The 22,565-nt window shown below is 69.2% G+C and carries 24 protein-coding genes and 1 pseudogene; 8 read left to right on the top strand and 17 right to left on the bottom strand.

The window, feature by feature from the left end; translation table 11 throughout:
* The first annotated feature begins 136 nt into the window (after positions 1-136).
* From PV341_RS29475 to PV341_RS29465, 3 genes are all read left to right on the top strand, one after another.
* Positions 137-1,432, top strand: a complete 1,296-nt coding sequence (locus tag PV341_RS29475) for an IS256 family transposase (RefSeq protein ID WP_500359425.1) — start codon at positions 137-139, stop codon at positions 1,430-1,432.
* Between the two features lie 213 nt (positions 1,433-1,645).
* Positions 1,646-2,428, top strand: a complete 783-nt coding sequence (locus PV341_RS29470) for a hypothetical protein (RefSeq protein WP_500359424.1) — start codon at positions 1,646-1,648, stop codon at positions 2,426-2,428.
* 599 nt (positions 2,429-3,027) lie between these two features.
* On the top strand, positions 3,028-3,315 hold the full coding sequence (locus PV341_RS29465; protein WP_500359423.1) for a hypothetical protein: 288 nt from the start codon (positions 3,028-3,030) through the stop codon (positions 3,313-3,315).
* A gap of 163 nt (positions 3,316-3,478) precedes the next feature.
* On the opposite strand, the gene PV341_RS29460 is transcribed toward PV341_RS29465, so the two are convergent.
* The 5 genes from PV341_RS29460 to PV341_RS29440 form a co-directional block, all read right to left on the bottom strand.
* Positions 3,479-3,799 carry a hypothetical protein gene (locus tag PV341_RS29460; RefSeq protein ID WP_500359421.1) on the bottom strand — a complete coding sequence of 107 codons (321 nt, stop codon included), beginning with the start codon at positions 3,797-3,799 and terminating at the stop codon, positions 3,479-3,481.
* The gene (locus PV341_RS29455; protein WP_500359420.1) at positions 3,796-4,074 is read right to left on the bottom strand and encodes a hypothetical protein; all 279 of its coding nucleotides are present in this window, start codon (positions 4,072-4,074) and stop codon (positions 3,796-3,798) included. The genes PV341_RS29460 and PV341_RS29455 overlap by 4 nt, the downstream gene beginning before the upstream one ends.
* 5 nt (positions 4,075-4,079) lie before the next feature.
* Positions 4,080-5,165: a hypothetical protein gene (locus tag PV341_RS29450; protein WP_500359419.1), complete on the bottom strand. Its 1,086-nt coding sequence runs from the start codon at positions 5,163-5,165 to the stop codon at positions 4,080-4,082.
* Between the two features lie 146 nt (positions 5,166-5,311).
* Positions 5,312-5,485, bottom strand: coding sequence for a hypothetical protein (locus PV341_RS29445; RefSeq protein WP_500359418.1), 174 nt, complete (start codon positions 5,483-5,485; stop codon positions 5,312-5,314).
* Complete coding sequence (locus tag PV341_RS29440; protein ID WP_500359417.1) at positions 5,430-6,572, bottom strand: M14 family zinc carboxypeptidase; 1,143 nt, start codon at positions 6,570-6,572, stop codon at positions 5,430-5,432. Before PV341_RS29440 ends, PV341_RS29445 begins: the two co-directional genes overlap by 56 nt.
* Before the next feature lie 531 nt (positions 6,573-7,103).
* Between PV341_RS29440 and PV341_RS29435 the strand changes: the two genes are divergently transcribed.
* Positions 7,104-7,310 (top strand): hypothetical protein, encoded by a 207-nt coding sequence (locus tag PV341_RS29435; RefSeq protein WP_500359416.1) that lies wholly within the window; start codon positions 7,104-7,106, stop codon positions 7,308-7,310.
* Positions 7,307-8,302 carry a hypothetical protein gene (locus PV341_RS29430; RefSeq protein WP_500359415.1) on the top strand — a complete coding sequence of 332 codons (996 nt, stop codon included), beginning with the start codon at positions 7,307-7,309 and terminating at the stop codon, positions 8,300-8,302. Before PV341_RS29435 ends, PV341_RS29430 begins: the two co-directional genes overlap by 4 nt.
* Positions 8,303-8,505: 203 nt before the next feature.
* Here the strand turns inward: PV341_RS29430 and PV341_RS29425 are convergent, their stop codons facing one another.
* From PV341_RS29425 to PV341_RS29385, 9 genes and pseudogenes are all read right to left on the bottom strand, one after another.
* On the bottom strand, positions 8,506-9,147 hold the full coding sequence (locus tag PV341_RS29425) for a pyridoxal-dependent decarboxylase (RefSeq protein WP_500359414.1): 642 nt from the start codon (positions 9,145-9,147) through the stop codon (positions 8,506-8,508).
* Positions 9,051-9,728, bottom strand: coding sequence for a PLP-dependent aminotransferase family protein (locus tag PV341_RS29420; protein ID WP_500359413.1), 678 nt, complete (start codon positions 9,726-9,728; stop codon positions 9,051-9,053). The genes PV341_RS29425 and PV341_RS29420 overlap by 97 nt, the downstream gene beginning before the upstream one ends.
* Positions 9,729-9,975: 247 nt before the next feature.
* Positions 9,976-10,395 carry a hypothetical protein gene (locus tag PV341_RS29415; RefSeq protein ID WP_500359412.1) on the bottom strand — a complete coding sequence of 140 codons (420 nt, stop codon included), beginning with the start codon at positions 10,393-10,395 and terminating at the stop codon, positions 9,976-9,978.
* A 758-nt stretch (positions 10,396-11,153) separates the two neighbouring features.
* A complete protein-coding gene (locus PV341_RS29410) occupies positions 11,154-11,825 on the bottom strand; it encodes a hypothetical protein (protein ID WP_500359411.1) in 672 nt (223 codons plus the stop codon).
* Between the two features lie 202 nt (positions 11,826-12,027).
* Complete coding sequence (locus tag PV341_RS29405; protein WP_500359428.1) at positions 12,028-13,638, bottom strand: ALF repeat-containing protein; 1,611 nt, start codon at positions 13,636-13,638, stop codon at positions 12,028-12,030.
* A 343-nt stretch (positions 13,639-13,981) separates the two neighbouring features.
* Positions 13,982-14,884 (bottom strand): TIGR03619 family F420-dependent LLM class oxidoreductase, encoded by a 903-nt coding sequence (locus tag PV341_RS29400; protein WP_500359410.1) that lies wholly within the window; start codon positions 14,882-14,884, stop codon positions 13,982-13,984.
* Positions 14,885-15,090: 206 nt separating this feature from the next.
* Positions 15,091-15,966, bottom strand: a complete 876-nt coding sequence (locus tag PV341_RS29395; protein ID WP_500359427.1) for an aldo/keto reductase — start codon at positions 15,964-15,966, stop codon at positions 15,091-15,093.
* 240 nt (positions 15,967-16,206) lie between these two features.
* Positions 16,207-17,186: pseudogene (locus tag PV341_RS29390) on the bottom strand (aldo/keto reductase).
* Between the two features lie 217 nt (positions 17,187-17,403).
* Positions 17,404-18,288 carry an MBL fold metallo-hydrolase gene (locus tag PV341_RS29385; RefSeq protein WP_500359409.1) on the bottom strand — a complete coding sequence of 295 codons (885 nt, stop codon included), beginning with the start codon at positions 18,286-18,288 and terminating at the stop codon, positions 17,404-17,406.
* 129 nt (positions 18,289-18,417) lie between these two features.
* Here PV341_RS29385 and PV341_RS29380 point away from each other — a divergent pair, with 129 nt between their 5' ends.
* Positions 18,418-18,843: a MarR family winged helix-turn-helix transcriptional regulator gene (locus PV341_RS29380; RefSeq protein ID WP_500359407.1), complete on the top strand. Its 426-nt coding sequence runs from the start codon at positions 18,418-18,420 to the stop codon at positions 18,841-18,843.
* 183 nt (positions 18,844-19,026) lie between these two features.
* Here the strand turns inward: PV341_RS29380 and PV341_RS29375 are convergent, their stop codons facing one another.
* The 3 genes from PV341_RS29375 to PV341_RS29365 all read right to left on the bottom strand — a co-directional run bounded on the left by PV341_RS29375 (position 19,027) and on the right by PV341_RS29365 (position 20,742).
* A complete protein-coding gene (locus PV341_RS29375; protein ID WP_500359406.1) occupies positions 19,027-20,004 on the bottom strand; it encodes a hypothetical protein in 978 nt (325 codons plus the stop codon).
* A 26-nt stretch (positions 20,005-20,030) separates the two neighbouring features.
* On the bottom strand, positions 20,031-20,243 hold the full coding sequence (locus PV341_RS29370) for a hypothetical protein (protein WP_500359405.1): 213 nt from the start codon (positions 20,241-20,243) through the stop codon (positions 20,031-20,033).
* A gap of 160 nt (positions 20,244-20,403) precedes the next feature.
* Entirely contained in the window at positions 20,404-20,742 is a 339-nt protein-coding gene (locus PV341_RS29365; protein ID WP_500359404.1) for a hypothetical protein, read from the bottom strand.
* Between the two features lie 473 nt (positions 20,743-21,215).
* On the opposite strand from PV341_RS29365, the gene PV341_RS29360 reads away from it, so the two are divergent.
* Entirely contained in the window at positions 21,216-21,953 is a 738-nt protein-coding gene (locus tag PV341_RS29360) for an AbiJ-related protein (RefSeq protein WP_500359403.1), read from the top strand.
* Between the two features lie 109 nt (positions 21,954-22,062).
* Positions 22,063-22,500, top strand: a complete 438-nt coding sequence (locus PV341_RS29355) for a hypothetical protein (RefSeq protein ID WP_500359402.1) — start codon at positions 22,063-22,065, stop codon at positions 22,498-22,500.
* The last annotated feature ends 65 nt before the right edge of the window (positions 22,501-22,565 follow it).

Genomic DNA, 22,565 nt, shown 5'->3' with positions numbered 1-22,565 from the left:
ACCCGAAAACACCATCCGCACCAGCTCGTTGACATCCATCACATGAAAATCAACGACCCTCACAACTCTCCGTCACCACCGAATGTGAGACAGAGCCCAAAGAACGGTGTGACTCCCGATCAAGGAAGAACACCTGATGAGCGACGTGACTGCCTCTGTTGAGGCGGTTGAAGAGGTCCGGCCGGTCGAGCTGTCGGCGGACGTGTTGGACGACCAGTTGATCGGGCAGCTGGTCGACCGGGCCCGTGCGAGCGGCCTGCAGCTGACCGGTGAGGGCGGGCTGCTGCAGCAGCTGACCAAGCGGGTGCTGGAGTCGGCCCTTGAAGGCGAGATCGCCGACCATCTCGGCTATGAGAAGCACGACCCGGCCGGTGCCGGCAGCGGGAACTCCCGCAACGGTGTCCGCTCCAAGACCGTGCTGACCGACGTCGGCCCGGTCGAGATCGCCGTGCCGCGGGACCGCGACGGCAGTTTCGAACCGCAGATCATCAAGAAACGCCAGCGGCGTCTGACCGGCGTGGACGAGATGGTCCTGTCGCTGTCCGCGAGGGGACTGACGCACGGCGACATTTCCGCGCACTTGGCCGAGGTCTACGGCGCGAGCGTGTCCAAGCAGACCATCTCCACCATCACCGACAAGATCATGGACGGGATGGCCGAATGGCAGAACCGACCCCTGGACCCGGTCTATCCGGTGATCTTCATCGACTGTGTGCACGTGAAGGTCCGCGACGGTCAGGTCGCCAACCGCCCGATCTACGTCGCCCTCGCGGTCACCGTGGACGGAACCCGCGACATCCTCGGCCTGTGGGCCGGCGACGGCGGCGAAGGCGCCAAGTACTGGCTCCAGGTCCTCACCGAGATCAAGAACCGCGGTGTCGAGGACGTGTGCATGGTCGTCTGCGACGGGCTCAAAGGCCTGCCCGACGCGATCGGCACGGTCTGGCCGCAGGCGGTCACCCAGACGTGCGTGGTCCACCTGATCCGGGCGTCGTTCCGCTACGCGGGCCGCCAGGACTGGGACAAGATCTCCCGCGCGCTCAAGCCGGTCTACACCGCGCCGACCGCCAAGGCCGCCGAGGACCGCTTCCTGGACTTCCAGGAGCAATGGGGCGCCAAGTATCCGGCGATCGTGCGGCTCTGGGAGAACTCCTGGGCCGAGTTCGTGCCGTTCCTGCAATTCGACACCGAGATCCGCCGCGTCGTCTGCACCACCAACGCGATCGAGTCCGTCAACGCCCGCATACGCAAGGCTGTCCGGGCCCGCGGGCACTTCCCCAACGAGGCAGCGGCGCTGAAGTGCGTCTACATGGCCGTCATGAGCCTGGACCCCACCGGCACCGGCCGCAAACGCTGGACCATGCGCTGGAAGCCCGCCCTCCAGGCCTTCGACATCGCCTTCGACGGCCGACTCACCGCCGGCCGCCGATAACCCCCACCACACGAGTTACACCGTTGGCTGGACAGACCCGCGGTCGGCCCACTGCCAAGAGACCGGTTCAGCCGGGAGTTCAGCGCCCCCCGATACGGGCTGAACCCGGCATCGGTGCAGGCCACGATGCAGGCAGCTACTGTTCAGCACGGGTTCGGACTGAACAGGGGACACATGGGAGAGACATCGGCAGTCGAGCGCTTTGCTGCGGACTTGAGCGACCTTCGACAGAAGGCCGGCAACCCGTCGTATCAGGCGCTGGAGCTGCGGGGCCGCAAGCAGCAGCCTCCCGTGAAACTGGGCAAGGGCAAGCTCAGCCAGTGGTTCAACGGCAAGAGCGTGCCGGACAACGACCGCCCGTTCACCGTCCTCATCGAGCTGCTCGAGAACCTGGCCGCGAATAAGTCCGGAACCCTGCGACGTGGCCGGCACGTATGGCTGGCTCTGCGAGAGGCGGCGGACCGGGAACGTCGAGCTGCCGACACCGGAACCGCCCCAGCCCCGGCGGGCACGACGGCAGCAGCGGCCCCGAACGAAGGCGGGGAACCAGCCTCTTCGGCCGCCGACGCGGGCAAGGCCAGACGACTGGTTGGTCTCCTGCCGCCGGACGGCGCATGGCACCGCTGGCTGCGGAAGGCAGAGACGATGTTCAGGGTCCCGCTGAGTGTGAGCCACCCCGTGTGCGACGCAGAGGAGGCTCTGCAGGACGACCCCCTGGACTACGTCGACCTTGCCCTTCGGCGCGCACATGAGGAGATGCTGGCGGGCCTGGCGGCGCTGTGTTTCGAGCTGAACGGCATGACGGACATCTCCGACGAGGGCCCGCAGGTCCTGGAAATCAACCACCCCGGTACCGCCGCCGAGCGCAACGAACTCAACCGGCAGGCCTGCACTGCCCGGGATCGGTTCCTGGCCGGCTACAAGGAGATGGTCAACCTCCTCAACGCCCGAGGCATGCTCTCGCCCGTCGAACCGAGCCCGGCCGCTGCACCCTGATCGGGCGCGGCTGGCGAGGATGGCGAAGACGCGAGGCATCCGGGTTGGCGTAGCTGGCCCGAGCCCGGACTACATCGACCTGTACACCACGGCCACCGCGCCGCCTCCGCCCCCCGTCGCCGCTGACATCAGACAGTGGGCGACCCGGCGCGGCCGCAGCACGCCCCTCTCCCGCAGCCTGAGAAGAGCGTGTGGAGGCACGCGTGCGTCACGGGCACGCCCGGAGCGGTCTTCCCTAATCAAAGACGGGAATGCCCCCAGCCTGCAGCGCAGCAGTGCGAGGAAGGACCACAACACCGCCCTCGCAGAAAACTCTTGGCAATACACCGGACGTGTGCCACTATCGGCTTCAACGCTCCACGGAACCGCCCGGCAGCCAAACCATGTGCAGCGCAACAGAATTGACGTGGCGACGGCCGGTGAGGTAATATAGAGACGTAGCAACGAGGAAGTGATCCGGCAGACGACAGGCCCCCGCCGTGGGGCCTTCGGCTTGCCTGGTGACCTCCTCGTTTTGTTTTGTGCACATCCGAGGATTAATCCTCAAGCTTCACCAGAGAGGTAAAAAATGACACTCACTCACATGACAGGAGACATCCATGCTTCCTCGCAACTGGAACGACAAGCAGCAGGTCAAGGCCCCAATGGTGGTGGACGACCATGCCCGACGCCTCCGGAAGGCCGCCGTCACGCTCTCGCTGGCGCTACTGGCGGTCCTACTGTCGGCCGTGCTGTTCGCAACATCCGGTCAGACTGATACTTCCGTGTTCTTCAACTTCGCCCAGTCGTACGACGTAATCAGCGAGAGCGTTGACGTGATGACGGAAGAGTTCTACCGGCTTAAGGTGAAGATTAAGGCGAAGATTAAGGCACGCATCAAGCATTGACGGATTATTAACCGCGTAGATAATTGAATAATCCACCAGGGGAATAAATTTTGCCCGCTGGTGTTTTTTGTGCCCAAAATCCCCCCATTATCCCTGGCGATAGATAGTGGGGAGACTGATAACTGTGCTGGCTGCGGACGTACTGCCGGGCTAGGCGCGCCTATCACCACGGCGCGCACGATGAAGCGTTGCCGCAGGTCAGGGGCTGGGTGGTGGCGTCAACGGCATGGGCGATGACCGTGCCGGAGCAGGTGCGGGCGGCCGCAGTCGCCGGCAGCGCCGCCATCCAGCCATCGAAGGCTTGGGCCAACGCGGCGTGTTCGAGCAGCGGCGGCCCTGTCGGCGTTGCGCCGGGTTCCCGCCGGTCCCGCGGATAGCGCCCGGTCCCGAAGGGCAACCGCAACGGGATCGACGGCCGCGGATCGGCGCAAGGTGCCTGCAACAGGGCGAAGCCCCGGACGTGGTCCGGGGCTTCGCCTTTCACCGGTGGGAGCGCCTTGGCGCCCTCCTCGGTGGAGGGGCTTCGCGGATGTGCCGGTTCCGGTCCCGGCGGTTCCACATCCACCGCCGATGATTCAGGCCGCACTTGTACGCGGCCACGGTGAGGTCGGATTCGCCTCGGGCGCGGATGAGGCGGACCTTGGCGTCAGTGATTGCCTTGATCAGCACGGTGGCCAGGAGCGCCGCGATGATGACGGCGATCAGCCATGCCGGCAGGTGGAGAGGCAGGGCCAGCAGGTCGACGAGCCAGGAACCCACGCTACTCACATCTCCTCCAGAGCGGTGTCACGGCGCTTGTAGTGGCGGCACAGGCATGTCGCGGCGTCGGGCTGTTGCTTGTGCTGCCGGGAGAACCAGAGCACCTTGCGACGCACTGAGTCGCCGAAGGGCTTCGGGTCGTGGACACCGACCCGCAGGGCGGCGAGGTGCCAGCTTCTGCCCGCGCCGGATCCCACGAGACGCGCGTACTCCTGCACGACTTGCTTCTGCTGCTCGGTGAAGGTGGTCAGGACGACATCGATACAGGGATGGGCAATGACCTCTTCAAGGTATTGATCCTCGGTGGAGCCTCGCCGATCAGCGATCATGTCGCCCAGGGTCTGGCCGTCACCGGCGACCGGCTGCCCCAGTGTGGTCAGGCGTTGGTGCCGGTGCTCGTGGTCCCAGATCGCCTTCTCCCAGGAACTGGCCTGCCGGACGCAGCGGTCCAGTTCGGTGAGGACGGAGTCCTCGTCGAACAGTTCGACGCCAGTCCAATCCGTAAGGAGGAGCCCGAGGGAGACAGCCGCAGGCTGGTGACTGCCCTTGAGCCACTTGCGAGCGAAGGCGACAGCGGCTGACTCGTCTCCCGTCATGACGTAGGCCTTTTGCGCGGCGTGTGCCTCGCGATACGCGGCGCACGTGGCGACCGGCCGCGGCCAGGACGCGGTCCCGAGCGGTACCGGGATTGGGAGCGGGAGCGGGAGTGGGATCGAGGCTGACGGGTCCAGCGTCAGCGGTCGCTTCCACGGCAGCGCCTTGCGCAGATCCGAACGCTTGAGCGGGCGGCAGTGTGCGATGAACTGCAGGACCTCAGGTTCGAGCGTGCCGTCGATGACGAACGGGATGTCGTCATCGGCGTAGTGCGCCTGCAGCTGCGGGGTGTCGGGAATGACGATCAGGCTGGTGAGCAGCCGGTCCGGGCGGACTCCGGCGCGCCGGGCCAGGGTCGTGAGGCCCCTTACGGGACGACCGGTGAGCCAACGTCCCAGCCGGTTGAACATCCCGGGTTCATCGTCAGATGACAGCGGCACGGGATCGGCGGTACCGACATAGAGAGCCAGGCGGGTCCGGCTGTGCGATGGACTCATTGCGTTCCTCCTGAAGTTGCGGTTCTACCTCCAAGGGGCGGCAGGGGCAGGAAACGACAACTCCGGCCGGAAATGTGACGCACGTCACATCGACTGTTGAGTGCGGTTTCCGCGTGAGGCCGTCGCCGGGCGGGCGTCGGTGCGGGTCAGGGGCCGATGGCGGCCGCGTGCAGGGCGGTGGTCGTCTGCAGGCCGACGACCGCTTGGAGCGGGTACGGGGTGGGAGTGGTCGCCTGCAGGTCCTTGATCCAGGCGTGGAAGGCCTCAGCGACCGCGGAGCGTTCGGCCTCGAGCCGCGCGGGGCGGGCGGCGGCGGGCACGGCGTCGAGGGCGCGCAGCAGCATCCCGGCGGCGCGCAGCGGGAAGGAGACCGCGCCGTCGTCGGCGGCCGCGTACTGGCCCCGGGTGACCGGCCCGCCGGCCATGGAGTCCCACAGCGTCGCCCGGCAGGTGAGGCAGCGCGCGACCCAGGCACGCCTTCAGCAGCTTGGCGCGGTCGTGGAGCGTGGCGGCGGCGCGGCGCATCAGGTCGGCGTAGCCGGTGCCGTCCGGGCCGCGGGTGTAGGGGGTGGGCAGGGTGCGGGCCGGCCACAGCGGCACCTCGGGCATGACGCCGATCGCGCCCTCGGGGAGGTGGTGCAGGCTGCTTGCGCCATGGGAGGGCCCGTCCGCGCCGGGCGGGGTGACAACCATCTCGCGGGCGGGCGGCATGACATGCACGGCCGGGCCGTCCTTGGCCCAGCTGGCGGTGTCGATGCCTTCGTGGCTCAGCGGGATCCGGTGCCGTGCGGCGGCGTCGCGCAGCGCGCCGGACAGGGCCGGGTGCGGGCGGTTGACGACGACGAACGCGCCGCCGAAGTCGGCGTTGTGGAGGTCGATGTAGACCTCGGGCCGCAGCGTGGTGAGCAGCTCGAGGAGGATCGTGGTTTCCGGTAGCGGCCGGGCCCAGCCGGGCGCGGGGAACGTCCACTCGGGCTGCTGGGCCAGGGGCGGCCGGTAGAAGTGGCGGTGGTAGGCGTCCAGGTCCAGTGGCTGGCTGGTCCAGTGCTCGTTGAGGGCGGCCCCGTCCGGGTCGATGCAACCGACCAGGTGCCAGGTGCAGCCGATCGAGCCGGTCCAGTTGCCGGTGCGGGTGAGCAGCCGGGACAGCGCGAGGACCGTCAGGTGCCCGGCAGGTTCGTTGGGGTGCGGGCCTGCGACGACCAGCACGTGGCGTGGGCCGCCGGGGACGGTCAGCATCGTGACCGGGCGGCCGCCGCGCGACAGCCCGAGCTGCTCCAGCCGGCAGTGCGGGTGAGCTTCGGCGATGTGGGCGAGTTCGCGGTCGACGTCGCCGGGCGAGGGGAAGGTGTGCCGGGCGCTCCACGGCGCGAGGTCGATCTCCTGCGGTCCCGGTAGCGCTTGCATGTAGCGCTCATCCTCTCTTGGTCCGGCCACCCCCGAGCCGGGGGTGTTTTCCCGCCACCATCCCGTACGGCGGGAGATCGTGGGTCAAGCTGGCCAATCCCGGGGGTGTTGGTTGTCGCGTGTGGGGTGCCGGTGCTGCGATGAGTGCCTTCCCATCGGCCTCGCCCACGAGGAGTCATCATGTCCAAGCTGACCAAGACCACCGCGAAGACCCAGTCCGCAGCCCCGGCGCGCATCGGCTTCCGCCGGCTGGAGCGGATGGAGACCACGAACAGCCCCTGCACCGACGTCAGTTGACGTCGCCGGCGCACACCCTGGCGCGCTGACGGTGAGGGCACGGTTATGCCCCGTCGGTGCCCTCTCTACCTCGGGCAGGAACCAACCAAACTCCTGCCCATCAAGCCGCGCCCGCGCCGCTCTGGCACCGGGTACCTGCCCGGGGCCGCGGGCCCGGCCTTCGGCCCCTCCGGGGCCGTGCTCCTCCTTCTCCTCGGCCGGCGTTCTTCTGGGATGGTCATGCGACTGCCTCGCGTGCGACCCGAGCACGGCGCCTACCGCACCACCGACGGCCGGATCCGTCTCGGCAGCGGCGTGTACGGCCTGGCCACCGAGATCACCGATGGCCCGCAGCAGATCGCCGACGCCGTACGCACCGCGCACCCGTGTCACAAGGGAGTGCTTGGATGGCGGGCGTCGCCGCTGGAAGGGGCGGCGTCGAACAATGAGGGGGAGACATGACGCGTACGACGCCACCACGTCCGGTGGACGTGGGCGCGGAGTTCCCGGAGCTGGCGGGGATGGCCCGCACGGCGGTGCGACTGCACCCCGTTCCGGGGGTGCCGACCGTGCACGACAGCTCGGTGGGCGGGCCGCTGCTGTGGCCCGTTGACGAAGAGTGGCCGGTCTTCGAGTTGCCGGATCCGCCGTTCATGCCGGTGACGACGCTTGCGGACGTACGCGAGCTGCGCGAGCTGCTGGCCTTGCCTGAGCGGACGTTGGCGGAGCGACTTGCGGTGACGCGGTTGATGGACGGCTACGACGCGGAGGACATCCCGTCGTCCGGGCCGATGCCGCTGATACCGGTCGCGCAGCTGTACGCGCGGGACGTGCCGGACCTGCCTTTCCCGGAAGGGACAGACCTGCTCCAGGTCCTATGGCTTCCGCTGCCGGACATTGAAGGCTGCTGGCCGGCGGTGCAGCTGCGGTGGCGGGCGGCGGCCGAGGTGCGGCAGGTGCTGGCCGAGCCGCCGGAGCCGGTTTACGTGGAGTGGGCCGACCATGTGCCGACGCCGTGCCTGCTGCAGCCGGAGGTGATACGGGAGTTCCCGCCGCTGCATCTGCTGGGCGAGGAACTGCAGCAGCGCGTCACGGCCTGGTCGAAGCGTGCGTCGCTGGAGTACCAGTGGGAGCTGTCCGTCGCGCCCGGCTGGAAGGCGGGAGGCTGGCCGGCGGAGTCCACCTTCCGGGACCCGGCGGAACCCGATGGAGAGCTGTGCTGCGGCGAGTGCGGCGGCCCGGTGGAGGCGCTGCTGAAGGTCGGCGGGAGCGAGCGCGGTTCGGGTGGCGGAAGCTGGACGGCGGTGGAGCTCCGGGAGCTTGTGGAGGCGGACCCGGGCGCGTATCCCCGCGCCTACGAGCCCACACAGATCCAGATCGGGCGCGGCTACGTCCTCCAGTTCTACTACTGCCTGGCCAACTCGAGGCACCTGCCGCGGACGATCATGCAGTGACCGGGGGGTGACCCCACCGCCCCGCATCGGCTCGAAACAGGGCGAGGAGAGCCGGACCTGCCCGTCCAGCTCGCTGAACACGTCCAGGTCCTCGCCCGCCTCGCAGCCCGGCCGCCTCTGCACCGCACCGCGCAGCCAGTCGCGCAGGTCCCGGGACCGTCCGGCGTCCGCAGAGGAAAACAGACGGCGGCACGCGGCTTGGACTACGACACCGCGGCAGCCGACACGGTGGTCAGCGGCTCCACCGGCGCGGTGCGGCGGGCCGCGGCCAGGTCGGCGGCGAGCTCGTCGATGGCGGCGCGGGTGACGTGACCGGTGGTCACGATGTGCGCGAGCCCGCCCTCGCACGCCAGGTGCCAGCGACGCGCCACGGCGGCCGGGGGCCGGTCGAAGCACACGGTCAGCGAGCCGGGGAACCTGCTCGGGTTCACCCCGGCCTCGGCCAGCCGGTCCACCGCGTAGGCGGCGACGTCCTGGCACCGGCTGATCATGGCGGCCACCCCGGTCTGCCCGAGCTCCTGCAGCCGCGCCCACAGCAGCAGCACCGCCAGCCCGGACCGCGAGCACGCCAGCGTATGGTCGGTGGTGGCCAGGTACTCGCCGCTGTCGGCCGCCGTCACCAGCTCGGCCCGGACCAGCGAGATCCCGGCCGGAACCGGCAGACCCAACACCTTGTGCGCGCTGATGTTCATCGAGTCGGCCGTGTCCGCGAAGCTCCACCGCGGCGCCGGATCGGTGTGGGCCGCGATCAGCGCGCCACCGGCGGCATCCACGTGCAGGTGCACCGGTCCGGCCACCGCCGCCGCCCGGCGCAGCTCACGGATGTCGTCGACCGCGCCCCGCATCGTCGACCCGCACGCCCGACCACAATCGCCCCCACCCGGCGCCGGTAGATCCGCCCCCGCGCGCGAAGCGCCGCCTGGTCGGCCAGATCCTGCGGATCCATGCTGCCGTCCGGCCGCGAGGCGACCGTCACCATCTCCACCCGCAGCACCTCGCACGCCCGCGCCACGCTGTGATGCGCCTGGTCCGACGCGTACACCACGGCGTCCGGCAGCGCCTGCCGCGCGGTGTACAGGCCGTGCAGCAGCGCCTCGCTGCTCGAGGACGCCACGTATCCGAACACCTGGGCGGGGTCGGCGCCGGCGACGTGCGCGAAGTACTCCAACACGGCGAGCTCGTACGTCTTGGCGCCGATGTTGGAGGCGTCGGTGGACTGCGGGTCGCCGGCGTTGTTGAACAGCACGCTCAGCAGCGAACCGTAGGCGCTCAGGTCGACGTTGGCGTTGCCGGGGAAGCCCAGCGTCCGGCTCTGGCGCCCGCGCATGCGGCGGGCGGCTTGGTTCAGGTGCTCGGCCGGGTCCCAGGGCAGCGCCCGGATGGCCAGGTCCGCGATGGTGGGGACGGGGACGACGCTCGCTCTCACGGGGGCTCCACAGGGCGTTCGGCACGGTGATGGTGTGCTTCCGTCTATCGCCCCATCCGCCCCTGGCGGCCCGGGCATCGCGGCCCGGTCCGCCAGGCGGGAGCCGACGGCGGGCAATCCCCGTACGCGTGCCGCCTTGCGGCACGCCCCCGGTGAGCGGCACCCAGCCGGATCGCGGCTGACTCCGGGCCTCGAGGACGTACTCCGGCCATCGTTGGTAGCAGCCCGCAGCGGACGTCTTGGGCGGTTACGCGGCCCGGCGCTGCGCCAGAGTGCGTACACGGGCGGCGTCGGCGGCCCGTACGCCCTCGCTGACCGGATCGAGCGGGATCAGGTGCCGGTGGAGCTCGCGGATGCGGACGTCGAGGTCGAGATGGATCCGCGTGCGCCGTGTCAAGCGGATCTCGGCGATGGTGCGCGGATGCACGGTAAGACGCCGGGCGAGCAACGTGGCGGGCCATCCGGCCCGTTCCAGATCGGCCAGCAGCCGTGACGCCTCGCGGGCACTGGTCAGGCCGGGCGTGGCCGGCAGGTGCCGCGGCGGCATGGCCACCCCCAGCACGGCGTCGGCGGTGGTGCGGGCGATCGGCCGGCTGACCCCGCGCAGCAGACGACGGACCAAGGTCACCGAGACCCCGGAACGGTCGGCGATGTCCTGGGCTGACATGCCCCGCACCTGCAGCCGCTGCGCCCACGCGATGGCCGCCCCAGGGGCCACCCGGGCGCTTCCCCGCTCTCGCAGCTCCGCGTCCCGCTGACGGCGCGCTCGTCGCGCCGCTTGCCGGCATACGACCAGGCGGCAGCCGTAGTCCGCGCACGACGCTTGCCCATGGCGAACGGTCGAGTTCTTCGGCCGCCGCGGCGCAGGTGTCGGCCGGGCGACGTCACGTGCGGGAACGATGCTCATGCGGTTGCCCTGCCAGATGGTCGTGGATTGCGGCACGCGAGGCGCCGGTCGGCACCGAAGGCCTGGTGCCTGCTCACGTCGGTGACCGTATCGGGCGGCTCCGACACAGGCAGGGCCGCACCGACAGACAGGACGGGACGGTCGCGACGGTGCCTTGCTGTCCCGTGGGACGGTGCGGGCAACGCGATCCGAGCGGCTTCGCGCGGTACGCCCTGGTCCAACCACGGCGGCGGCGGGCCAGAACACGATGCGGTGCACGGGGTCCGGCGTCTTCGCCCCGGGGGCCCGCCGTGGAGATGCCGCTATGGCTCCTAGGCGGCCGCCGTACGAAGGGAGCTGGGCTCTATCCGGCTTGGGCGCGTTCTGACGCCCCACCGGACCGTCCGTGGGCCCCGCACCAACCGGTACAGGGCCCGCAACGTTCCGGTATGCCGCCGAGCCTTGTCGGCAGGGAGCGTCCGCTCCTGCGGCGGGGCGGACAGCTCAGCGCTCGCCGCCGCTGCAGGAGAGGGTCGTGCTCAGGAAGCGTCCAGATCCACACCCGTGAGCTGGGGCATCGCCCGCAGAAAATCAGGGACACTGCGGAGTTCATCCAGCCGCTGTTCGTACGACTCGACACGCTGCGCGCAGTCCGCAGCAAGGTTGGTCAGCGGGCTCAGCAGATCAGTACTCGACGCGACGATGATCGAGTCGTAGTTGCCGAGATCGGAGCCGATCGTGAGGTCGAGGAAGATCCCGTCGTCTTCGAGGACGTCGCCTAGGGCCGGGCGTACTGGGCCCCGCAACGCGGCGGTGAGGCGCTCGAGGCGTTCGGCGCCTGGGGGAATGGCGAACACGGTGATCTCCGAGGAGGCGTCGAAGAGCACGGCGTGCAGCGCGGACACCATGTCCCGCAGGGTCGCCAGCGGGAACAGGCCCGCGCGACTGGCGTTCTCCACCTCCCACGCGGTGGGCTGAGGGCAGATCGTGAGCGCGGAGCGCCCGGGAACGAAGCCGTTGTCCCGCGACAGGGGGGTCAGTTGCTCGGCGTCGACGTCGTACTCCCAATCCACCATGATCGGCTCGCGTCCCAGCGTCTGTGTGGCGTCGTCGCGGTAGTACGTCGGAATCGCATAGCGGGCCAGCCCGTCCGTGAGGCGCCAGATCAGACCCACGTAGACGGCGATTTCCTCCATGTTGTTGTTGTTCACCGCCCATTCGGAGAACGGTGTCTGTCTCTGCGGCCATTCTCCGAACAGCCCTGGCCAGTGCCTGGACACAGGTATGTCGTCGCCCGGGAGGTAGTGGAAGATGTGGATGCCGTGGCGTGGGACGGCCTCGAACCGGATGGGATGCACGGCGACAACCTAGCCGTCACCGATCGCTGAAGCCCGCGCATATCGCGTCACCCCTTCACTGGCGAGAGCGCCCCTCTGACAGGGCCCGTGCCGACATCGGTGACGGTGCCGTCTTCGCTCGAGGCACGATCGACGCTGGCAATGCGGTGCCGGGGGCGTTCCTGGTGGCGGGACGCGGGCGTCGAATGCCGTGCCGGGCCCTGGTACCGGGCGGCGGGCGTTGCGCCGGGCGGCCCGTGACCTGACCAGGCTCCCCGCCAGAGCGGCACATTGGGCTCCGACCCGCCTCTGCTTCGCCGACCTGAAGGACGTCGATCCCGGTGACCTCCATACGCACCCGCCAGCCCACCGCTCCCGTACCGGTATCGGCCTGAGAGCGGCGGTCATGGCGCACAACGCAACGGCGACCGCCGCCCCGAGGGCGCATCGCGCAACGAGGTGGAGTCCGGTGGTGGCCCGGGTGCACGCCCTGCGGGCGTGCGACGGGCTGGCCACGTCGGTCGCGGCGTACGTGACGCCGGTCGTGGTGTATCAGCTGACCGGGTCGACGGCCTGGGCGGGCGTCGTCTTCGTCGCCGAGTGGCTGCCGCGGCTGCTGGCGATCGGTGTCGGCGGCTCGCTGGTCGACCGGGTACCGGCCCGCACCGTGATGCTGGTGGCCGGTCTCGCCTGCGGCGGCCTGGTCGCGGCCGGCATGGCCGCGTACGCGGCCGGGGCAGGGCCGTTGGCGATCGCCGCGGTCGGTGTCGGCTGCGGCGTGGCGGCCGAGGTCACCTATCTCGCGGCGGAGTCGCTGGGCGCCACCGTGGCAACGGGCCCCCGCGCTGCGGGCGTTCAGGCCGCACAGACCGCCATCGACCAGGGCGCCATCCTGACCGGCCCTCTCCTGAGCGGCGCCCTGCTGCTGCTCGGCCCGCAGTACGGCCTCGGCCTGATTGCGATGCTGTCGCTGACGGCCGCCGCTCTCGCCCGAACCGTCGCCGCCCGCGCCCACCCCGCCTACCCCGCCTCCCGGGAGTCGCAGCCCGCCGCCGAGACGGACAGCCGGGGCCTGCGCGGCGTTCTGGGCCCTAAGCGAAGCTTCGGCGGCGTACCGGGCGTTCTCCTGTGCGCGGGCGGCGATCAGGGAGCCTTCGGCGAGGGGCCGTTGGACCTGGTGGATGTGGGTGGCGGCGAGGTCGTCCTTGCGCTGGGCCGTGTACTGGCCGGTGCTGACGAACTCGTGGATCAGCTCAGGTGGCCCGGCGAGCGCGATCTTCGCGGCGGCCTGGAGTTCGGCGCCGCCGGTCTCGGCGAGGTGGGCGGTGATGACGCGTTCGTCGGACAGTCGCTCGCCGTACTGGCCGATGCGCAGGAACTTCGCGAGGACCGAGCCGTTTCCGTCGGCCAGTGCCGCCTTGGCGGCGCCGCTGACGCCGGGGCCGCCGGTTTCGGCAAGGCGGGCGACCTCGACCCTCATGTCGTCGCGTCCGGCCTGGTACTGGCCGGACGCGTAGAAGGCCTCGACCTGTTCCGGGGTGCCGGTGCTCAAGGCTTCCGCAGCGGCGGTACGGACGGAGGCGTAGGGGCTCTGGTCGCTCAGGTCGACGACACGCTCGCGTACGTCGTTGGCCTCCTTCCAACGGGTGCGCAGGTAGTCCAGGACGTCCTGATCGGTGCCCGACAGCGCGCGGGCGGCGGCTTCCTAGTGCCACGGGCCGAGCAGTTTCAGCGCCTGCATGGCAAGTTGGCGGCTCTTGGCGGCGGTGGCCTGGATGTCGACGTCGGGCCGTCCGGCCTCCTCGGCCAGCGCGGTCGCGGTGTCGTCGAGAGACAGGGCCTCGACCTGGGGGGTCGCGGAGGCCGAGATCGCGGCTTCGGAGGTGGTCTTCATCGAGCGGGCACGCTCGATGGCCGCGTCTGTGCGGGTCGTCAGTCGGCCGCTTCGGTTTCCCGGGCCAGGTCGAAGGTGTCCTTGGCCTTGTTCACCGCAGCGGTCGCGCTGCTAGCCGCCGCCTTGGCCGCATTGTTCACGAGACGTCGGCCCGTTCGCGGATCTCCACCGCTGTCTCGAGCATCTGCCGAGTGCTGGTGAACCAGTCCTGCAGATTCAGGTCCACGATCAGCTCGTCGGCGCCCGCTTCTGCTGCCGTGTGGATGTCGTCGATGATCTGGTCGAGAATGCCGACGAACGCGGCACGGTCCGGCCCTGCCGGACGCTCGGTGAAGGTGGCATTCCCCACCGCAACCATCTCCATCTGGTTCGTGTCCCGGCCATACTCGGAAGCCATTTCCCGGATGCGGTTCCAGCTTGCACGCAGTGCTGCGGCTCCGGCCGGCCCGGGGGTGGTGAGTATCGGCAGCCAGCCGTCTGCGCGTTGCGCGATGCGCTGTACCGCCTTGGTACTGGTGCTGCGGCCCAGGTTGCTGCTACCGCCGCCCAGCATGACGGGAATGTGCGATACGGGCTTGGGCAGAACCGACGCCTTGTTGATGACCGTACGGGGACCCCGGTAGGTGACCGGGTCCGGCCCCCACACGGCGTCAAAAACGTCCAGCGTCTCGTCGAGGAAGCGCCCACGATCCGCTGGCGTGGCGCCAGTGGCCTGAAGCTCGTCGGTGGACCAGCCGGTGCTCAGACCCGCGACGATGCGGCCGCCGCTGATCTGATCGATGGTGGCCAACTGCTTCGCCAACTGGACGGGCGTGTGGAGCGCGGCGATCAAAACGGCAGTACCCAGGCGTACCTGTTCGGTCGCCACCACCGCTGCCGTCAGGACTGCCAGGGGGTCGGCCGCCTGCCGCTGAGCTTCGGGCCACGGCACGTTCGGCGGGGCATACGGTTCGACGGGAGTCTCCGGGAAGAGAAGCCGTTCATACGTCCACAAGCTGCTGTAGCCGGCCGCTTCCGCCGTTCTGGCCGCTTCGACCACGTCGTGTTGCAGGTCTACTCCCAACCTCTGGGGCAGACGAAGTCCAAGTCTCATGGGTGATCTCCGGTGTAGTCGTGACATGCGTTAGCTCTCCGCGGGCACTGAGCAAGGGGTAAGCCCGCCGCCGACGGTGCGTCGAACTGGTGATCGCCGGCAGGCCTCCTGGGATCAAGCACCAGCCGACCCGCCAGCCACTTGCTCGGAACTCAACCGCGGACCGAGTGGCTATTGTCGAGGTCGGCGATTTCGACGTCCGACAGCTGGATTCCGGCCGCCGCGATGTTCTCCTCCAGGTGCGCCACCGACGACGTCCCGGGTATCGGGAGCATCACCGGCGACCGGTGCAGCAACCAGGCCAGCGCGAGCTGCCCCGGGGTGGCGCCGTGTGCGGCAGCGGCGCTCGCGAGCGGGCCGCCGGTGCGGGCCAGCCGGCCCACCGCGATCGGGTTCCACGGGATGAAGGCGATGCCGTGGCGCTCCGCGTACTCCAGCACGTCGTCGTGCGCACGCTCTACGAGGCTGTACTGGTTCTGCACGGACACGATCTCCGCGATGGTCCGGTCCTCCTTCAACTGCTCGACACCGACCTCGGACAGTCCGATGTGCCGGATCTTGCCTTCCCTCTGCAGCTCCGCAAGGGTGCCGACCTGCTCGGTCAGCGGGAGCTTGGGGTCGACGCGGTGCAGCTGGTACAAATCGATGCGTTCCACCCCGAGGTGCCGAAGGCTTAGTTCCGTCTGCTGCCTCAGGTACTCGGGCCGCCCCAGCGGAACCCGCCGGTCGGGCCCCTGACGACTGATCCCGCCCTTGGTCGCGATCACCACACCCGCGTCGTAGGGATGCAGGGACTCGCGGATGATCTGCTCACTGACGAACGGACCGTAGGAGTCCGCGGTGTCGATGAAGTTGACGCCCAGCTCCACGGCCCGACGCAGAACCCGTACCGCCCCGGGCCGGTCAGCCGGCTCCCCCCAGGTACCCGGCCCAGTGAGGCGCATCGCTCCGTATCCGAGACGGTGGACCGGGAGATCCCCGCCGAGGAGGAACGTTCCACTGGCAACTGCAGGCTTTTCGTCACTGATCACGATGGTCCCTTCTCTTGTGGGTCCGTGCGTTTCGGGAAGGCATCGAACTGTGACGTCCGACGTCACCCAGGACGGAGTGCCACCGGTGAAGGACATCACCCCGGCCGGGCCTTCTCGCTACGGCTCCGCGCGTACCCGACCCGGGCATCTGGCCCCGCTCTGCCGAAGATGCGGCATCGGGCACCGACGGTGCGTTGCCACTGGCTCGTGAGCGCGTGGTCGCATCCCGGCCGGGAGTCAACGTTCGAGCGTGCGCATGCTGGCTTCGTCGTGGGTCGCGCCGGCGGCCGGGGGGAGGCTGTTGAGTTCTTCGAGCTGTTCGGTCGTCAGTTCCAGGGTGTCGGCGGCGGTGTTCTCCTCGACGCGTGCCACGCGCTTGGTGCCGGGGATGGGGGCGATGTCGTCGCCCTGGGCCAGCAGCCAGGCGAGGGCGATCTGCGCCGGGGTGGCTCCCGCTTCGGCGGCGATGGCTTGGATGTCGTCGGCGATGCGCAGGTTGTGCTGGAAGTTCTCGCCGGTGAAGCGGGGGTTGTTCTTGCGCAGGTCGGTGTCGTCGAAGCCGCTGGTGGAGCGGATGTGCCCGGTGAGGAAGCCGCGGCCCAGGGGGGAGTAGGGCACGAATCCGATGTTCAGTTCCCGCAGCAGCGGCAGCACCCGTGCCTCGGCGTGGTCCCGGGCCCACAGGGAGTACTCCGACTGGACGGCTGTGATGGGGTGCACGGCGTGGGCGCGGCGGATCGTCTCCGGTCCGGCCTCGGACAGGCCGATGTGGCCGATCTTGCCCTCCTGGACGAGTTCGGCCAGCGTCCCGACGGTGTCCTCGATGGGCGTGCCGGGGTCGACCCGGTGCTGGTAGTACAGGTCGATGTAGTCGGTGCCCAGCCGCTTGAGCGATCCTTCGACCGCGGTGCGGATGCTGGCCGGGCTGCTGTCGAGCTGCCCGGACGGCCGGCCGGTATGCGAGATCATGCCGAATTTCGTCGCCACCACGGCCTGGTCGCGGCGGCCCTTGAGTGCCTTGCCGAGGAGTTCTCGTTGATGTACGGGCCGTACACCTCTGCGGTATCGAGGAACGTGACCCCCAGGTCAAGGGCCCGGTGGATGGCGCGGATCGACTCGGCGTCGTCCGTGTTGGCGCCGGTGTAGGCGTAGGACATCGACACCAGGCCCAAACCGATACGGGAGACGTCCAGGTCCCCCAGCTTGATGTGCTTCATCGTGCTTCTCTCATTTCTCCGTCGGTTGTCGGAATCACTGGTGTTGCCCCCGGCTTCGTGGCTCATCGCCTTGTCGCTGATTCGCCCCGGCTGTGGCTGGTCCGTGCGAGTGGGCGGCGGGGGAGTAGTGAGGGCCTGATCCGCTCTTCGCTACGTTGAGCCACAGGGCGGGTGGCGGCTGTACCGGAACAGGGCCTCACCGGTCGTCGTGGACAGGTCAAGCGTCCAGGGGACGCCAAGCGGGGCCGTCGGCGTCCCGCCGGACGTGGCCGAACACCACATCTGCGAAGTGAATGCCGAACCCGATCGTGTCGGGCTCTTCCAACGCGGCGACGAGACGGCGGCGGTAGTCGGCTGCCGGTACGGGGTCGCCGTCGAAGGCCAAGGACCATTCGGGGTGTTCGACCTGGATCGGTGAGAGCATGGCGTCACCGAAGGCGATCAGCCGCTGCCCGCCCGAGGTGATGACGTACTCGGCATGTCCGGGCGTGTGACCGGCGCCGATCCGCATCCGTACTCCCGGGAAGATCTCCTGCCCGTCCGCAACGGTGCGGACGTGCGGTGCCAGCCCGGCCATCTCCGTGGTCATGCCCTGCGCCTCCAGCACATCGCGCTGGGCCCATTCCGGTTCGGACAGCAGGTAGTCGGCATGGGCGAACGCGGGCCGGTCACCGCCTGGGGCGGGATGCCAGGCCCAACCGATGTGGTCCTGGTGCAGGTGAGTGAAGGCCACCGCCTCGATCTCCTCGGGCCTGCGGCCGAGGGCGGCCAGGCTGTCCAGGAACGCACCGCCGCCCATCTCGGCGACCGGGCCTTCCGCGGCGTGCGAGTCGTGCGGCCCGATCCCCACGTCGATCAACAGTGCGCGGTCGCCGTTCTCCACCAGCAGGCCGCCGATACTCACGGCCAGATTGCCGGACTCGTCCAAGAACTCAGGTCGGGCGGCCCACACCTCGCTGGTGGTATCGGGAAGCAAATCGCGCGGCCTGATCCGCGCCACTCCGTCCGGTACGTAGGTCACCGTCACGTCGCCCAGCCGTATCGACCGGACGCCCGCCGGCTGCGTCAGCCGCTCGCCGAGGTCTGCCGTGGAATACGTCATGTCGCTTGTCCTCCGATGTCGGACTCGTCGTTGCGTCGCCCATGAAGCGATGACTCCACCGTAAGCATCAAGCTTGAATAATGCAAACTTTAACGATTATGACTTGATGGATTTGATAGGGTGGGATGCATGACGAACCCCCTGGAGCAGACCGCTGCCGAGCGAAGGGTGTGCGGCCTGGTGAAGGGGCTGGCCCAGCAGATCGACGATCATGTACGGGTACGCGCCGCCACACTGGGCCTCACCGTGCCCCAGGTAACCGCGCTGCGTGAGATGACCGGACCGATGACCATGCGAGAGCTCGCCGAACGCATGAGCTGCGAACCCTCCAACACCACCTTTGTCATCGACAAGCTTGAGAAACAGGGCCTGGTCGAACGCCGCCCGCACCCCACCGATCGCCGCGCCAAGCACCTCGTCCTCACCACCGAGGGCAACACCCTCCGCGACCAGGTTCTCGAAGTCCTCGCCCAGGACTCACCCCTGGACGGCCTGGACCCTCAGCAGCAGCGCGTCCTTCGAGACCTGCTCGAGCAGGTCGTTGTCCGCCCCTGAGCCGGCTCCGACAAATGGGGTCCCAATTGCCGCGCATGACGAAGGTGGCGATGGCGGTCCTGTCTTCCTTGGCTAACTGACGTTTCAGAATGAGATCGACGTGCCGACTGGGGGAAGCACACGCGTTGCACAGGTCCGGACACACTGCCTCGAGCCAGTGTTCCCCCGGCGGCGTGCCGTGGGTCAGGGGTGGCGGAAGCCCCGTTCGGGGTTGCGGGCCCGGTCCTCGTCGAACGGGGCGAACCAGTCCAGCGGAGCGATGTTGACCATGCCCAAGGCCTGGTTGATGTCGTTGTCGCTGTCCTCGATGCCGTCCAGGGCGTCATCGAACAGCACCAGCACGTCATGGTCCTCAAACAGCAGGTCGGAGCACGCGTACCAGTCGAAATCGCGGGCCGCGGCCGGCAGCCCCTCTACGGTCTGGGCGACCACGCGGGGTCGGTTGTGGTGGATGTTCTGGGCTCGGCGGATGCCCAGGTGCAGGGCCATCTCCTCACCCGTGCACAGCGGCACCACACCGCCCTTGGCGAGGTCGGCGGCCAGGTCATCGAAAGTCCGCGCCATCTGCCGCCGCCAGTAGCCGTCCTGCCGCAAGGTCACCGGCGGCAAGGCACCGAACAGCCCGCCCGCGCCCCGCGGCAACGGCTCGTCGCCCAGGGCAGCGACCTCCTGCCACGCCTCCTGCGACGCCTGCTCCATGGCCAGACGGAGCACGGCTGCCGTCCGCGGGGTCAGGACCTGGTCCTCCTCGTCCGCGGGCCAGTCCTCCTCGTCCAGATCCTCAAAGTCGACACCACCGAACCGGGACCGATCATTGAGGCGTTCCCGCACCCGATGGGCGGCCTGTTCGGGAGCGGCCATCGAGGTGTCCAGGATCAGCAAGTCATCGCTGAACTCGACGGCCTCCAAAAGCATCCCGGCCTGCTCCAGCAGCAGCGCCCCCACGGCGCCAGACGCCCCGGCCCGGGGGAAGACGACGGCGTAGTGGTTGTCGGTCAGCCGGTCGACGACGGCAGCGGCCACCCCGGCCACCGTCAGCGGGTCGTCCCAGGGCGGTGTCATCTCGCACCGGTCGAGGACCAGTACATTGCCGGGCATCTCGATCAGCTCTTCGAAGTCGTCGGTGAACGACCCGTCCGGGTCCAGTAGCTGCTGCGACACCTCGGCGACGAAGGAGCCCTCGTCGGTCAGGCGCTCGCGCAGATCGTCGGCCTTCCACCACAGGCCCGGGTGGCCTGCACGCTACCCACCGTCTCACCGTCGGCGATGACGAGCACCTGCCAGGTCTGCGTGCCTGAGCCGGCCGGGTCCAGCAACCGGTCGCTGTGACGGAACTCCAGCGTCAGCCGCGCCGGGTCCGCCGGCGTCCGGACAGTGGCGGCGGCTGCGTGGTCGGTCATCGACGTCCTCCCGGGCCGCGCCGTGAACGAGGTGAGTGGTCGGCGTGGCCGGGCCAGCCTAAGGGCGCGCAGACGGCACTGGAGGCGATACCCGATCCTGGCACCCAGCAGGTGGACACGCAGCCTGCGAACCGCTGATGTCCACCCTTGGTGGGAGACATCAGGCGGTGACGGGCTCGTCGGCCTTCAGGCCGGCGTCAACGATGAGCGGAGGTAGGCCGCCTCGGCACGACTGCGGGTCGATGCCGTCGACCAGCTCGGCCAGCAAGGCATACAGGCGGCTGATCATCGCGAACCACGACGGCTCGGCGAACCGGGGGCCGAGCACCCGCACCGACCAGAAGACGGACAGGCACCGCACCAGGTGCGGCCCTGAAAGCGTCACGGTCACCATGCCCGCCGTGCCGCGCTCGACGCGGTCGCAGGGAAAGGGCTCAGCAAAGACCCGGATGCAGGAGACGAGCAGGATGTGCGTGGCAGGGAAGGCGATCCTTTCCACGAACCGCCACGTGTCCCCGTGGCACACGATCGTCACGGACGAGATGCCGGCAGCCTGCTCCAGAACAAGCGAGTGGCGGCGCGCAAACCGCCGCCATCGCTCCCGGTCCTCCGCCGCCGCCCGACGCCGCCGCCTCCACGCGGCCCACCGTTCTTTGACAGGTCTCACGAACCCTCCTTCAGGGCGTCGCCGCGATCAGACGGCACCGGGCGCTCGACCATCGGACAAGGCTTGTGCGGCTGGGCAAGCGGCAACTGCCGACGCCATCGTGCCCCGCCGTATAACCGATGCACTGGCATGCAACAGGTGGTCCCGCTGTCCGGGACAGCACCTGGTGCTACCGGTGATCCCGGACCGCGCAGCGGACCACAGCGGCGTCCCCCTCCGTTGCCCGCGCGGATGTCGCCTGGTCTGCGGGCAGGGGGCGTTGGCCCTGTCTGGAACCAGGGCCGGGTCTGGCTCATCATCGTGTGATGGCTGAGCAGGTGGATCTGGCGCGGTTGCGGAGCTTGCTCGAGGGCGTGCTGGGCACGTTGTACGAGCGGTACCGGCACCAGGACCTGCCGGAGCTGTGCGACCGCCTCCACCTTCCGCCGCCGCCCGCCAACGATGACGGCGGCCCCACCAAGCACCAGCGTTTGACGGCCAGCTTGCAGGCCTGCCCGGACGGCCGTCTGCCCCAGGTCGCCGAGGCCGTACTGGACAGCGAGGTGCTCCTCACCGCCGAACGTCATGCTCTGCAGGACGTGGTGTGGCTCGGCCGCCATTACGTCGAGGTCCCCGACCGCACCCGGCGGGAGCTGGCCAAGGACCTCAACCTGGACGACTACCTGGAATACCCGGACCGCTTCCTCGCCATGCTGGGCCGGCTATGGGATCTCGGGGACGACTGGCTGGGGGAGTGGGGCACCCCCACGGTCAGCCTGCGCGACGAGATTGCGCGCCACGTCATCAGATTCCGCGACGACTGGAGCGCGGAAGACCTCTTCGAGCGCCTCGGCGCGTTCGAGGCACCCCACCCCCGGTTCGGGCGCTTTCTCGAGGGATTGGTCTCAGCCGCGGTCCTGCCCGACGAGCACGCGCAGCGCCGCTTCGTGGACCTGGCTAACGAGCACCTGCAGCCGGTGGGCGCGCCCCGACATCCGCTTCACCAGCGCAATCGACAACGACATCGAGATCGCCGCACGCGCCGACAAGGTCCTGGTCTATGACACGCCCGTCGGTAAGGACGGGCTGCTCTGGCGCGACCTGCTGTCCTGGTGGCAGGCCACCCGAGGCACCACCGACCCAGGAGAGGCGAGCCGGGGTCTGTACGAGCGGATGAAGGCGTCCCTGCCTCCCGGATCCCCGGGACAGCGTCACCTGTTCTGGCTGTACCACCATCTGTACAAGGACGTCTTGCACGAGGTGCCCGCCCTCCTGCCGGAGATCTGGATGCACTGGGACCACAAGACCGTCCGCGAACGCGGCGAGAACGCCATGCAGAACCTGCGCATGGACTTCCTCATGCTCCTGCCAGGCCGCAGACGCGTGATCATGGAGGTCGACGGCAGCCAGCACTGCACCCGCGACAACGGAGCCGTGCCCGACAGCGGGAAGTACGCCGCGACCATGGCCGGCGACCGCGACCTGAAGTTCCGGGGCTACGAGGTGTTCCGCTTCGGCCACGACGAACTACGCGACCGCGACCGCGCCCGCCCTGTGGCCGCCGACTTCTTCCGGCAGCTGCTCAACCGCCCGCCCAGCGATCACTCCTGAAGCCGTCGCCCATCCGCGCGTGACTTCGCGTGCAGTGGCGGGGGCGGGGGGCGGAGCCCCAAGGG

Source organism: Streptomyces sp. PA03-1a (assembly GCF_033792805.1).
Lineage (GTDB): Bacteria > Actinomycetota > Actinomycetes > Streptomycetales > Streptomycetaceae > Actinacidiphila.
Note: the sequence above shows the minus strand (reverse complement) of the source record. Positions and strands in the feature narration are given on the sequence as shown.